General features: G+C 61.6%; 13 protein-coding genes. 1 reads left to right on the plus strand and 12 read right to left on the minus strand.

Annotated elements, in window-relative coordinates; all coding sequences use genetic code 11:
• Positions 1–24: 24 nt before the first annotated feature.
• The 8 genes from yajC to JFX23_RS00395 all read right to left on the minus strand — a co-directional run bounded on the left by yajC (position 25) and on the right by JFX23_RS00395 (position 5,941).
• Positions 25–417, minus strand: a complete 393-nt coding sequence (yajC, locus tag JFX23_RS00360; RefSeq protein WP_005963910.1) for a preprotein translocase subunit YajC — start codon at positions 415–417, stop codon at positions 25–27.
• Positions 418–506: 89 nt separating this feature from the next.
• Positions 507–1,556, minus strand: coding sequence for a Holliday junction branch migration DNA helicase RuvB (ruvB, locus tag JFX23_RS00365; protein ID WP_005963913.1), 1,050 nt, complete (start codon positions 1,554–1,556; stop codon positions 507–509).
• The gene (gene ruvA, locus JFX23_RS00370; protein ID WP_198774917.1) at positions 1,540–2,142 is read right to left on the minus strand and encodes a Holliday junction branch migration protein RuvA; all 603 of its coding nucleotides are present in this window, start codon (positions 2,140–2,142) and stop codon (positions 1,540–1,542) included. Before ruvA ends, ruvB begins: the two co-directional genes overlap by 17 nt.
• A 45-nt stretch (positions 2,143–2,187) precedes the next feature.
• Positions 2,188–2,817 carry a crossover junction endodeoxyribonuclease RuvC gene (ruvC, locus tag JFX23_RS00375; RefSeq protein ID WP_198774918.1) on the minus strand — a complete coding sequence of 210 codons (630 nt, stop codon included), beginning with the start codon at positions 2,815–2,817 and terminating at the stop codon, positions 2,188–2,190.
• Complete coding sequence (pdxT, locus tag JFX23_RS00380; protein WP_198774919.1) at positions 2,814–3,413, minus strand: pyridoxal 5'-phosphate synthase glutaminase subunit PdxT; 600 nt, start codon at positions 3,411–3,413, stop codon at positions 2,814–2,816. The genes ruvC and pdxT overlap by 4 nt, the downstream gene beginning before the upstream one ends.
• On the minus strand, positions 3,407–4,306 hold the full coding sequence (gene pdxS, locus JFX23_RS00385; protein WP_005963923.1) for a pyridoxal 5'-phosphate synthase lyase subunit PdxS: 900 nt from the start codon (positions 4,304–4,306) through the stop codon (positions 3,407–3,409). Before pdxS ends, pdxT begins: the two co-directional genes overlap by 7 nt.
• Positions 4,307–4,308: 2 nt before the next feature.
• Positions 4,309–5,070, minus strand: a complete 762-nt coding sequence (locus JFX23_RS00390; protein WP_198774920.1) for a YebC/PmpR family DNA-binding transcriptional regulator — start codon at positions 5,068–5,070, stop codon at positions 4,309–4,311.
• Between the two features lie 379 nt (positions 5,071–5,449).
• Positions 5,450–5,941 carry a SixA phosphatase family protein gene (locus JFX23_RS00395; protein ID WP_198774921.1) on the minus strand — a complete coding sequence of 164 codons (492 nt, stop codon included), beginning with the start codon at positions 5,939–5,941 and terminating at the stop codon, positions 5,450–5,452.
• 39 nt (positions 5,942–5,980) lie between these two features.
• Here JFX23_RS00395 and JFX23_RS00400 point away from each other — a divergent pair, with 39 nt between their 5' ends.
• A complete protein-coding gene (locus JFX23_RS00400) occupies positions 5,981–6,205 on the plus strand; it encodes a hypothetical protein (protein WP_005963935.1) in 225 nt (74 codons plus the stop codon).
• Between the two features lie 192 nt (positions 6,206–6,397).
• Here JFX23_RS00400 and JFX23_RS00405 read toward each other — a convergent pair whose 3' ends face one another.
• From JFX23_RS00405 to JFX23_RS00420, 4 genes are all read right to left on the minus strand, one after another.
• The gene (locus JFX23_RS00405; RefSeq protein WP_233050413.1) at positions 6,398–7,069 is read right to left on the minus strand and encodes a histidine phosphatase family protein; all 672 of its coding nucleotides are present in this window, start codon (positions 7,067–7,069) and stop codon (positions 6,398–6,400) included.
• Between the two features lie 107 nt (positions 7,070–7,176).
• On the minus strand, positions 7,177–10,119 hold the full coding sequence (locus tag JFX23_RS00410; protein ID WP_198774923.1) for a bifunctional [glutamine synthetase] adenylyltransferase/[glutamine synthetase]-adenylyl-L-tyrosine phosphorylase: 2,943 nt from the start codon (positions 10,117–10,119) through the stop codon (positions 7,177–7,179).
• A gap of 16 nt (positions 10,120–10,135) precedes the next feature.
• Positions 10,136–11,470 (minus strand): type I glutamate--ammonia ligase, encoded by a 1,335-nt coding sequence (gene glnA / locus JFX23_RS00415; protein ID WP_005963945.1) that lies wholly within the window; start codon positions 11,468–11,470, stop codon positions 10,136–10,138.
• A 46-nt stretch (positions 11,471–11,516) separates the two neighbouring features.
• Positions 11,517–12,413 carry an SPFH domain-containing protein gene (locus JFX23_RS00420; protein ID WP_005963948.1) on the minus strand — a complete coding sequence of 299 codons (897 nt, stop codon included), beginning with the start codon at positions 12,411–12,413 and terminating at the stop codon, positions 11,517–11,519.
• Between the last annotated feature and the right edge of the window lie 4 nt (positions 12,414–12,417).

Consider the following 12,417-nt stretch of genomic DNA (forward strand, 5'->3'; position numbering starts at 1 on the left):
CCAGGTATCCCGTTTCGCGGGAGTTCACTTGTTCTCAGAGGCGCCAGTCGACGTCTCGGGGTCGTTCATGCCGAGGATCGGAGTGTCCGACTCAGCCTCATCAAGCTCTTCGTCCTCATCGGTCGCGAAAGGCGGTTCAACTCCGACCTCGCGGATCATCTGTCGGTCCCAGTACATTTCGGTGCCGTCAGAGGTTTCAAGGACGATCACATCGCCGTCCTCGTCAACGAAACGCCCCCAGAATCCGACGGCGGTGTGGACCCAGGCTCCCGGAACGAGCTTCTCGGCGAGCGTCTTCCTCCGTTCTTCCTGCTGGGCAGCCATCTTCTGGCGTGAACGGCTCGAGAACCAGAACATGGCGATGAGCCCGATGCCGATGAGGATCAGCGTGGAGTATTGCTGAAGGAACGATGCCACAGGGTGCCTCTTTCGTCGTCAGGGTGCGCGTAGTGCGCCCGCGCCAGTGTAATGCCCTAAGCGGTCTCGCGCGAAGACAGCGTACGTAATTAGCCGAAAAGTGTCGATTCTTGCGGAGGCGTCAAGCCCAGATGAGCCCAAGCTTTCCCCGTTGCCGCGCGCCCCCGGTTGGTGCGTACCAGGAAGCCCTCGCGCACGAGATACGGTTCGGCAACGGTCTCAACCGTTTCTGCTTCCTCTCCGACAGTCACCGCGAGAGTTGTCAATCCGACCGGCCCACCGGCGAAGCGCCGACAGATCGCCTCAAGAACAGCACGGTCCAAGCGATCCAAGCCTGATCGGTCCACTTCGAAAAGCTCAAGCGCCCCCTGGGCGGCTTCAAGGTCAAGAACGCCACTTCCCCGAACCTGCGCATAGTCGACAACCCTTCGCAAGAGACGGTTCGCGATTCGGGGCGTGCCGCGCGAACGCGAAGCGATCTCATGGGCTGCCTTCGCATCCAGGGGCGCTCCGAGTAGCTCCGCGGAGCGGGTGACGACCGACTCCAACTCACTCGTCGTGTAAAACTCCAGGTGGGCGGTGAAGCCGAAACGGTCACGCAGCGGTGCGGGAAGCAAGCCCGAACGAGTTGTCGCGCCTACGACGGTGAAAGGAGGCAGGGTCAGAGGGATCGAGGTCGCACCCGGCCCCTTGCCGACGACGACATCGACACGAAAGTCCTCCATCGCGAGGTAGAGCATCTCTTCGGCAGTGCGTGCCAGGCGGTGGATCTCGTCAATGAACAGGACATCACCTTCTTGCAGACCCGAGAGGATCGCTGCGAGATCACCAGCGTGCTGGATCGCAGGTCCCGAGGTGAGGCGCAAAGAGGTTCCCATTTCGGCGGCGATGATCATTGCCAAGGTCGTTTTTCCCAGGCCCGGTGGTCCTGCGAGGAGCACATGATCCGGTGCCACTGCCCTGCCCCTGGCGGCGTCGAGGACGAGTTGGAGTTGGTTGCGCACGACCTGTTGGCCAACGAATTCACTCAGGCGTTTGGGCCTCAGTGCTGCTTCTGCGGCGCGCTCGAGTTCACCCGCGTCCGGGGCGACAATCCGGGTGGCCTCGGAGGTCTCGTCGAATTCAGCCACGATCACCACCGAGCTTCACGAGGGCAGCGCGCAAAAGATCCGAGGCTCCCAGGCCCTGGCCGCCCAGAGCGTCGATGGCTCCCTGGGCTTGTGACTCCGACCAGCCGAGGGAGACAAGGGCGCTCTTCACCTCCGACTCGACTGCGCCGAAGTGGGGGGCGCTCGTCGCTGGGCTCGGCGAGTCCAGGTGCGCGGGCATTCCGAGTTTGTCGCCGATTTCGAGGGCCATCCTTTGAGCGGACTTCTTTCCCACCCCGGGGATCTTTTGAAGAGTGGGAAGATCCTGATCGCGCACGGCTCGGCGCAGTTCATCGGGAGACAGGACCGCGAGGGCCGCAAGGGCGATCCTCGGTCCAATACCGGAGACCGTGAGCAGGGTCGTGAATACCTCTCGTTCATCTGCGGAAGCAAAACCCATGAGGGTCATTGAGTCTTCTCTGACGATGAGGCTCGTGTGGACCGTCGTTTCCTCTCCCCTGCTGAGTGTTTGTGCGAAGGCCGGTACGACGTGGATTGAAAAGCCAATCCCTCCGACTCCGAGGATGAGTGAATCGAGGCCAGTGTGAAGGACTCGACCGGTGAGTTGAGCGATCACGGGTGATTCCCTTCTTCAACTCCTGATACGAACATATGTACGATCCTAGCTTCGGCGCAGCCTCGGGTCGACGGCACCCGTACGGCGTTGCGCGGCCTGTGCCTCTGCCCAGGCTTTTTGCGCCGGAGTCATCCTCCCCTTCGAGGTCAGACGCCCGGACAGCGACACCGTCACCGATGAGTCATCCCCAGCGCCAAGCAGACCGGTCCCCCGCCACGCGTGACAGATCGCGATCGCGAGAGCATCAGCAGCGTCAGCTGGTTTGGGCGGCGTATCGAGACCGAGGATCCTTTGGACCATCGCCTGCACCTGTGTTTTCCCTGCTTTCCCATTGCCCGACACCGCTGATTTCACCTCCGAGGGCGTATGCACCGCCATCGGCAGGCCTGCACGACCAACGCAGGTCATTGCCGCACCCATCACCTGCATCGTTGTCGTCACGGACTGGAGGTTCTCCTGAGCGAAAACTCGTTCAATCGCAACGACCTCAGGCTTGTACATGCGGATGACCTCGTCGATCGCATCCGCGATCGTGCGCAGCCTGAAATGGGTGGCAAGATCCTTGTCCGAGCGGGCAACGTCGACGTGCACGAGCCTGGCCCGACGCGAAGCATCAACGTCAACGACACCAAGTCCACAGCGCGTCAGTCCCGGGTCGATGCCCATGACCCTCACCTGGTTGACTCCTCCACGATCGAAATGAAAAGAGCGTGCATACGGTCATCTCCCCCAAGTTCGGGGTGGAAAGAACATGCCATGAAAGGTCCCTTGCGCACCGCGACAATCGGACCATCCTCGCTGTTGTCGGCCCTGGCGAGCACCTCGACGCCCTCGCCGAGGGATTCCACCCAGGGCGCGCGGATGAAGACAGCGTGAAAAGGGCCCCCTTCGACTCCCCTGATCTGAAGGTCCTCCTCGTAGGAGTCGAACTGTCGGCCAAAAGCGTTGCGCCTCACCACCATGTCGAGCGCCCCGAAACTGCGCTGATCCTCACGACCGTCGAGGATGCTTGAGGCCAGCATGATCATGCCCGCGCAGGTACCCCACACGGGAAGGCCGGAACGGATCCGCTGCGCGAGGGGGTCAAACAGGCCGAAGGAGGTCAAGAGCTTCGACATGGTCGTCGACTCCCCACCGGGGATGATCAGACCTTCGATCTGCTCGAGTTCATCTGCTCTGCGGACGCGAAGCGCGCGGGCGCCGGATCTCTCCAGCGCCCGCATATGCTCATCGACATCGCCTTGCAGGGCGAGAACACCGATGGTCACCATCCGCGTTCCGCCAGACGGTGGCTCACCGGCACATCGTCAACGTTGATGCCGACCATCGCCTCACCCAGGCCCCGTGAAACCTCTGCAATGACCTTCGGATCGTCGTAGAAGGTCGTCGCCTTGACGATCGCGGCGGCGCGCTTCGCCGGGTCCCCGGACTTGAAGATGCCAGAACCCACGAAAACGCCCTCCGCGCCGAGCTGCATCATCATCGCCGCATCCGCTGGGGTGGCGATGCCTCCTGCGGTGAACAAGACGACGGGCAGGCGTCCCTCGCGGGCCACCTCGGCGACGAGCTCATAAGGAGCCTGAAGTTCCTTCGCGGCCACGTAGAGCTCATCTTCGGGCAGGCTCGTCAAGTGACGGATTTCGTCGCGGATCTGACGCATGTGGGTCGTCGCGTTCGAGACATCACCGGTCCCGGCCTCGCCCTTAGAACGGATCATTGCTGCGCCCTCGTTGATGCGACGCAGAGCTTCGCCAAGATTCGTCGCACCGCACACGAAAGGAACCGTGAAGTTCCACTTGTCGATGTGATGCGTGTAGTCGGCGGGGGTGAGGACCTCGGACTCGTCGATGTAGTCAACTCCGAGGGACTCGAGGACCTGTGCTTCGACGAAGTGGCCGATGCGGGCCTTTGCCATGACGGGGATCGAAACGGCGTCAATGATGCCCTCAATGAGATCCGGGTCGGACATGCGGGCCACGCCGCCCTGAGCGCGAATATCGGCGGGCACGCGTTCAAGTGCCATAACGGCGACCGCACCGGCGTCTTCCGCGATCTTCGCCTGCTCGGGGGTGACGACATCCATGATGACGCCGCCCTTGAGCATCTGCGCCATTCCCCGTTTCACCTGGGGAGTTCCAATTTCGCGAGTGCTGGTGGCGACCATCGTCACTCCTCCTCTTCGAGTTGGGCCCGGACCTCATCCGAGACCGTCATATTGTGGTAGATGTTCTGCACGTCATCGGAGTCTTCGAGGGCGTCAACGAGGCGCTGAACCTTCACAGCACCCTCAAGGTCGAGCTCGACCTCGGTTGCGGCAACGAATTGGACTTCGGCCGAGTCGTAATCAATGCCCGCCGCCTGAAGGGCCTTGCGGACCTCGACGACATCGGAAGGATCAGATTCGATGACGAAGCCGCCTCCCAGGTCCTCAACTTCTTCAGCTCCAGCCTCGAGGACAGCCTCCATAATGGAATCTTCATCAACGCCCTCAGCCGCTGCGACCTCGACGATGCCGCGGCGGGAGAAGAGGAAGGCCACCGAACCGGGGTCGGCCATGGAACCGCCCGCGCGAGTGAAGGCGAGGCGAACATCGGAGGCCGCGCGATTGCGGTTATCGGTGAGGCACTCGACGTAGAAGGCGACGCCGCCCGGGCCGTAGCCCTCGTACATGATCGTCTCGTAGTTCGCGCCACCGGCTTCAGCGCCCGAGCCGCGCTTGACGGCGCGCGTGATGTTGTCGGCGGGCACCGAATTCTTCTTCGCCTTCTGGATTGCGTCGAACAGGGTCGGGTTGCCTGCGGGGTCGCCGCCTCCGGTGCGGGCCGCGACCTCAATGTTCTTGATGAGGCGTGCGAAGAGTTTGCCACGCTTGGCGTCGATCGCTGCTTTCTTATGCTTGGTGGTCGCCCACTTAGAGTGTCCCGACATCAGTGCTCCCTTTTGGGGTGGATTGAATACTTGCCCATAGTAGCCGGACCTTCCTCGCATCCTCCTTCCAGCGCTTGAAAAGTGGAAGGTTTTCCTTGAAAGATCACAGGAAGTGCCTGAACGCTACGCGGCTGGCAGGCCGGGCTTCTCTTGATGCTCGTCGAGGAAGGCCGGGATTCTCTTTGTGCCAGTCGAGGGGATGTCCGGGCCTTCCTTAGGCGATGCTCGAAGGTCTTCGCCCCTGTGGACGCCAACTTGCCCCCCTCAGCACAGTGCACCTGTGCCCTCAGCACACCGCGCTCTATCCTTGAGGTCTTCGCACTTTTCCTAGCCCCGGCTTGGCGCTTGCCTCAACAAGCCCTCCCTCTTCACGAAGGGTTCACAAGCGCGTGGGGGCGCATAGGGTTTCAACACTCAGTTCTGCGCCAATCAGAGGACGGCTCGCATCGGGGATCTCAATGATGAGGGCCGTTGCGGTTTTCACTCCCCTGCGCAGCTCTTCCTTCGCCGAATCATCTCCAATGAAGTAGCCGGTTTCAGAAATCGTCGGCTCATGTCCGACGATGAGCAGGGTCCGGGCGTGAGACTCCACTGCCATGTCAATAAGTTCAGGAGCGTCCGCTGTGTAGAGGGCGCATTCGATTTGGGTGTCAGCGACCGGCAGATACTCTCGGATCTTTTCAAGAGTACGCCTGGCCCTGAGCGCATCCGAGACGAGTGCGAGGTCCGCTTTTTGGATCCGCGTCTCAAGGAGGGCTCCCAAATGTTGAGCCCGAAGCCGCCCCATGCCCGTGAGATCGCGTTGCCTATCGGAGGCAGCATAATGTTCCGCGTCAGAGTGTCTGACGAGGACAAGGGTTTGCAAGCTCATGGCCGAACACTACAGTGCATCAGTGCAGGAGGTAAACGAATGGCATTGGCTCGTGGCCCCGAAGATGGGATCTGCGCGGCGAGGGAATGTTCCCGGCCCGCGACTTTGCAGATCACCTGGACAAATCCGAAGATCCCCTGGTCGGATTCCAAGACCTGGCTGGCCTGTGAGAATCACCGCGAGGAATTGTCCGATTACATGCGGTATCGGGGCTTCCCTTTCACTGTGACTCCCCTGGGCGAGCAGACGAAGCCCACTTCGTGACAGGGAGGCGACGCTGGCCCGGGCTCTCCTCCGCGCTCGACCTGCACACCTCCCCCGCGCCGCCCCGGCCCCGCGCTCGACCTAGACTCGCCCTTGCGTTTCGCTTCGGTTCTTGTGCCACTATTTTTCAGGCGACCTCTTCTTCGGTTTTCCGCCGTTTCTCAGCCTCTTCTTACTGAGCTGTTCCCCCGCTCAGTATTCCCAGTCTTTGACTCTTCGATCATTCCACGTCAGGGCTGTGAGTGCCCCGAGCAGCTGCCCCGCCTGCTTTACCTCCAAGTCTTCGGGCCATTGCAGGACAACGGTTCCGGTATTCCCCATGTAATGGGTCATGACGAGTTCGCCCTCGATATTGTCCGCGAGGGATGAGGCGAGGAGACGCAGCATCGCGCCATGAGCGACGATCACCCCAACTCCCCTCGGATCTTCTTCTTTGACAATGTGGGCCACTTCAAGGACGACGGGGAGAGCCCGGGCGAGGGCCTCCACACCGTTTTCTCCCCCGCCCATGCGGTAGTGCTTCAGGCCATACGCCCAGGCGCCGGTACCCTCGATGTAGACGGAATCGGAAAACGCGTTGGCGTTCATCTCGATATCACCGGAACGCAGCTCACGAATCCCCGGTCTGATGAGCGGCTGGAGACCGTATTTGCGTGCCAGAGGCGCAGCCGTCTGGCGTGTGCGCGTCAAAGGGGAAACAGCGATCACTGTTGGCGGCTCAGCCACTTCCTCTTCCCAGCGCTGAGCCAAGGCCTCGGCTTGTGAAAGGCCCTCTTCGGTGAGTGGCAATCCTGGTCGGGCAGTGTCCAGGGCATGCGCCCGATTCGCCGCGGTCTGTCCGTGCCTGACGAGGACGATCTTCATTGCCCCTTCTCTCCTTATTCCCAAATCCATGAGCCTTGCGCCTGATGCGAAGCTCAGGCTCCCCTACGCGATGCCCCACAAGTGCATAAGCAGCGCCAATACTCCCACTATTCCCAGAACAGACGATCCATGACCTTTCGGGCTCTTCTCGCACAGCGCATCCAATCCTCTTCCACGTCCCCCTCGTGCCCCGCCCGATAGCCCAGGGCACGGGCAAGAGACTTCAGATCGCGCAGATCACGGGGCAGTATGTCGAGTTTGACCCCCGACATGCGCCCGCTCGTTAAAACATTACCCGCACGAATCCTCGATGCTAAAGACCACGCGTCCTCAAGGGTGGAGGCGTCCTCGAAGGAGATTCTTCCGCTCTCGCGCAAGGCTCTGAGCGCATCGAGGGTTGAAGTCGTCCTCACCACAGGGCATTCGGGTCCGTATCTGAGTTGGAGGAGCTGGACGACCCACTCGACATCGCTGAGCCCTCCCCGTCCGAGTTTGACATGACGCTCAGGCTCCGCGCCTCGTGGAAGACGCTCGGATTCCATTCGGGCCTTGAGGAGTCGAATCTCTTTGAGTTCTTCCTTCGTCACCGGGTTCCCGTATCGAATCGAGTCGATCAGTACCATCATCTCTTCGAGGAGGGGCTCTGGCCCCGCGATCGGGCGGGCCCGCAGGAGTGCTTGTCGTTCCCAGGTTGAGGCCCACTTGCCGTAGTAGTCGGCGTAGGACTGGGGGGTGCGAGTCATGGGGCCCGAGCGCCCCTCGGGGCGAAGTCCAAAATCGACGCTGATGCTCATTTGTGTGGTGACCGATCCGAGCAGGGCTTTCACCCGGTTAACGATTGCGGTCGCCGATTCAGCCGCTTCCGCCTCACTCGCCTCCCCTGCGCTCCGGTGGCAGGCGATCACATCAGCATCTGAAGCGTAGGAGGACTCTCGGCCCCCGTAGCGGCCCATGGCGATGAGTCCCACTTCAGCGCGCACTCTGCCGTGGCGCTCCTCGTCTTCACGAGAAGCAATGGCGAGGGCTCCCAGGAGCGCAGCATCCGTCGCATCTGAGATCGCGGGCCTTCTGGGGCTGATCGCACTGTGCAGATCAGACATTGCTGCTCGAAGGAGTTCCCGCGAGCGGACCGCCCTCACTCGTGAGGCCGCATCTTCAGGATTCGCATGCCGATCAATGAGAGAGGCGGCCTCGCCTTTGAGAGCCTGAGGATCGGGCGCTTCAAGCTCCCGATCCGAATCGAGCCACGCGATCGCCTCGGGCCGATTGGAAAGAGCCTCGGCAACCCACTTGGAGTTCGGGAGCATCTGGCACAGCCTGGCGGCCGCGACACCGGAGTCGCGCAAAAGCGCAAGATACCAGTGCGAATCTCCGATCTGCTCGGACAAAGCTCTGAAACTCAAAAGACCGAGGTCGGGGTCCGCGCCATCGGCGAGCCAGGAGATGAAGACCGGCAGCAGATGGCGTTGAATCATGGCGCGCCTGCTCGTTCCCCTCGTCAGGGCTGAAATATGCGAGAAAGCCCCATTCGGGTCGATGTATCCGATCGCTTCGAGTCTGGCACGCGCCCCCTCCTCGTCGAGCGCGGCAACATCGGGGGACAATCCTGCGGTCGCCTGAATGATCGGCCGGTAGAAAACCTCCTCGTGAAGTTCACGAACCCGCGTTCGTACCTGCTCCAGTTGGGAGATGAACGCCTCGGTATCGAAGAAAGCGTCAAGGTCGAGGGAGCGTCCAATGACGCGGACTTCGTGTGTGGAAGCGGGAATGAGATGCGTGCGGTGCATCTTCGCGATCTGTGCGCGATGCTCAACGCTCCTGAGGAATCGGTAGCACTCTTCGAGTTCATCAGCATCTTTGCGGGCGATGTAGCCTCCCGCACGCAGCGCCTCAAGGGCGTCAATGGTTGAGCGGACCCGAAGTGACTCATCGCTCCTGCCGTGAACGAGCTGGAGAAGTTGGACAGTGAACTCGACGTCACGAAGTCCTCCCCGGCCAAGTTTCAGATCCCGATCAACCTCGCGCCTGGGAATGTTCTCCTCGACACGTCGGCGCATCGCCCGGGCATTCTCAACGAATCCGGGGCGCCCCGCCGCACTCCACACGTATTGAGCGGCCACAGCGTGGAATCTATTCCCGAGTTCCAGGTCCCCTGCGGCGCAGCGAGCCTTGAGGAGGGCCTGGAACTCCCAGGACTGCGCCCACTTGTTCCAATAGCTCTCATAGGATTCGAGGGTGCGCACGAGGGCACCGTTGCGCCCCTCGGGGCGCAGATTCGCGTCAATGGTCCACAGAGGCTGTTCTGCTCCAGAACCTGAACAGGCCTGGGCGGCCATGGCGGCGAGCCGCGTGCCGATTTCAACGGCTTCGCGCTCCTCGACACCGTCTTTTGCTCCGACGACATAGAGGACATCAACATCGGACATGTAGTTCAGTTCCTGCGCCCCGCATTTGCCCATCGCGATGATGGCGAAGTTGACGCGCAGCTCAGGGTCGATATCTCGCCTTGCGAGGGCGAGAGCCGCTTCGAGTGCCGCATCAGCCAGCTCTGCGAGCCTCGATCCGACTTCCGGCATATATGCACTCGGATTGCCTCGGGCAAGGTCATCTGCGACGAGGTCAAGGAGGACTTCGCGATATGCGCGCCGAAGATCATCCCCATTCCTCGTGGGGCCGGCAATGGGTGAGAGGGAAGCAGGATCAGCGTCGACGGCTCTCAAGAGGGCCTGGCGGGCTTGGCCTGGTTCAACCCATAGTCTTTCGGCCCGCGAGGGTTCGGCGATCAGATAATCGCCCCACCAAGCTGAGCCGCCCAAGAGAAAGAGGAGGCGGGCGAGGCGGTCACCCCCCTCGGTGATCACCCGTTCCAAAAGATCGGGGGCTGCCTCGTGAAGGCGCAGCACCTGGAGGACCGCCAAGTCCGGATCTGCGACTTTCCTCAGGAGCGGCACCCAGATCTCAGGGGTCCCGGGCAATCCTTCGAGCCGTGTGGCAGCTCTCGCGGGGTCGAGGAAACCCTCGCCGCGCAGATCCTTGGCGCACAGCTCCATCAGTCGACCTTGCCCATCAGTAAACCTTGAGGAACTGCCGAATCTCCTGAGGAGTCACCTGGCGGCGGTACTCATGCCATTCCTTCTCCTTATTGCGCACGACGTAGGCGAAGACTTCCTCGCCGAGCGCCTCTGCGACAAGATCCGACTCGCGCATCCCCCGAACCGCAGAGGACAAGGAGGAGGGCAGTGCGCGAATACCGAGGACCTGGCGTTCACGATCCGTGAGGTCCCATACATTGCCTTCCGCTTCGGGCATGAGTTCACGCTTCTTCTCGATCCCATCGAGGCCCGCCATGATCAAGACGGCGAGCGCAAGATAAGGGTTCGCCGCAGGATCGAGCGCACGATATTCGATCCTGGCGGCGCGGCGCTTATCCGGCTTGTACAGGGGAACTCTGACGAGCGCGGAACTGTTGTTGTGCCCCCAGCACACATAGGCAGGCGCCTCTGCCCCGCCCCACAGGCGCTTGTAGGAGTTCACGTGCTGGTTGGTCACGGCCGTCAGCTCATAAGCGTGCTCAAGCAGACCGGCGATGAAACGCTTCCCGGTCAAGGAGAGCTGGTATTCACCGGAAGGCTCGTAGAATGCATTCTCATCGCCCTCGAAAAGGGAGATGTGCGTGTGCATTCCCGAACCCGGGTGGTCGATAAAAGGCTTGGGCATGAAGGTGGCGACGAGGGATTCGCGCAGCGCCACTTCTTCAATGACGGTGCGGGCCGTCATGATGTTATCGGCGGCCGTCACCGCGTCCACTGCACGCAAGTCGATCTCGTTTTGACCTGGGCCGCCCTCGTGGTGGGAGAACTCGACCGCGATGCCCATGTCTTCGAGCATTCTGACGGCCTGTCGGCGAAAATCGTTGGAATCTCCGCGTGCGACATGGTCGAAGTAGCCGGCGTTGTCGACCGGGATCATGTGGTCAATGGAGACAGGCTGACGCAAAAGGTAGAACTCGATCTCCGGGTGCACCATGACGGTGAAGCCGAGGGCGCGGGCCCGCTCCACGGCGCGTTGGAGGACGGCGCGAGGATCTGAATGTGCTTTCTGCCCGTCCGGGGTGTGCACATCGCAAAACATCCTCGCGACCGACTCCTTCGCGTTCCTCCACGGCAGGAGTTGGAAAGTCTGGGCGTCGGGGACGAGAAGCATGTCGGACTCGTGGACGCGCGTGAGGCCCTCGATCGAAGAACCGTCGAAACCAATGCCTTCGGTGAAAGCATCCTCAAGTTCGCCCGGGTCGATCGCGAGGGACTTCAACACGCCTGCAACATCCGTGAACCACAGGCGGATGAAGCGGATGTCGCGTGCGGCGACCTCGCGCAAGACGCGCTCCTGGTGCTGGTCCATTCCCGCTCCCCTTTCAGGAGATTCTCTTCAGGCCCAAGCCTTCCGATCAGTTCTGATCCTCGCCCGAGCCTTTGAAGCCCTTCGTGATCGCATCGAGGGCGGCGGTCAGTTCCGTCGGCACGACCCAGACCTTGGAGGCATCGCCCTTGGCGATCTCCGGCAGTGTCCGCAGGTACTGGTAGCTCAAAAGATCCGGGGTCGGTTTGCCCTCGTGGATGGAGGTGAAGACCGTGTTAATGGCCTCAGCCTCGCCCTTCGCGCGCGTGATGGCGGCCTGGGCCTGGCCCTCGGCGCGCAGGATCGCGGACTGTTTCTCACCTTCTGCCTGAAGGATCTGAGATTCGCGCACGCCCTGCGCGGTGAGGATCGCGGCGCGCTTATCGCGCTCGGCGCGAAGCTGCTGTTCCATGGCGTGCTGGATCGAGGGCGGCGGGTCGATCGCCTTAAGCTCAACGCGGTTGACGCGAATACCCCAACGGCCGGTCGCCTCATCGAGGACGCCGCGCAGCTGTGTGTTGATCGAATCACGGCCCGTAAGCGTCGCTTCCAGATCGAGGGAACCGATGACGTTACGCAAAGTCGTGACGGTGAGCTGTTCGATGGCCTGGATGAAGTTTGCGATCTCGTAGGTCGCATACATTGGGTCGGTGACCTGGTAGTAGATGACCGAGTCAATGGAGACGACAACGTTATCCGCTGTGATGACGGGCTGGGGCTGGAAGCTCGTCACCTGCTCGCGAAGGTCCACTCTCGCGGCGATGCGGTCGATGAAGGGGACGAGGACGTGCAGGCCGCCGTACATGACGCTGTGGAACTTTCCGAGGCGTTCAACGACGAGGGCTCTGGGCTGGGGGACGATCTGGATTGCCCGTACAAGAGCGACGACGACTAAGACAATGAGGAGCAGCCCGATGATGCTCCCCGCGGACAAGAAGAAACTCATAAGA

Origin of the sequence: Schaalia cardiffensis (assembly GCF_016405145.1) — a bacterium.
GTDB classification, from domain to species: domain Bacteria; phylum Actinomycetota; class Actinomycetes; order Actinomycetales; family Actinomycetaceae; genus Pauljensenia; species Pauljensenia cardiffensis.

Excerpts from the sequence above, each read along its gene's own strand:
- JFX23_RS00395 (WP_198774921.1), bottom strand. The coding sequence starts at position 5,941 with ATGAGCTTGCAAACCCTTGTCCTCGTCAGACACTCTGACGCGGAACAT.
- JFX23_RS00410 (WP_198774923.1), bottom strand. The coding sequence starts at position 10,119 with ATGGAGCTGTGCGCCAAGGATCTGCGCGGCGAGGGTTTCCTCGACCCC.
- JFX23_RS00390 (WP_198774920.1), bottom strand. The coding sequence starts at position 5,070 with ATGTCGGGACACTCTAAGTGGGCGACCACCAAGCATAAGAAAGCAGCG.
- glnA (WP_005963945.1), bottom strand. The coding sequence starts at position 11,470 with ATGGACCAGCACCAGGAGCGCGTCTTGCGCGAGGTCGCCGCACGCGAC.
- JFX23_RS00400 (WP_005963935.1), top strand. The coding sequence starts at position 5,981 with ATGGCATTGGCTCGTGGCCCCGAAGATGGGATCTGCGCGGCGAGGGAA.
- JFX23_RS00405 (WP_233050413.1), bottom strand. The coding sequence starts at position 7,069 with ATGAAGATCGTCCTCGTCAGGCACGGACAGACCGCGGCGAATCGGGCG.
- pdxS (WP_005963923.1), bottom strand. The coding sequence starts at position 4,306 with ATGGTCGCCACCAGCACTCGCGAAATTGGAACTCCCCAGGTGAAACGG.
- JFX23_RS00420 (WP_005963948.1), bottom strand. The coding sequence starts at position 12,413 with ATGAGTTTCTTCTTGTCCGCGGGGAGCATCATCGGGCTGCTCCTCATT.
- pdxT (WP_198774919.1), bottom strand. The coding sequence starts at position 3,413 with ATGGTGACCATCGGTGTTCTCGCCCTGCAAGGCGATGTCGATGAGCAT.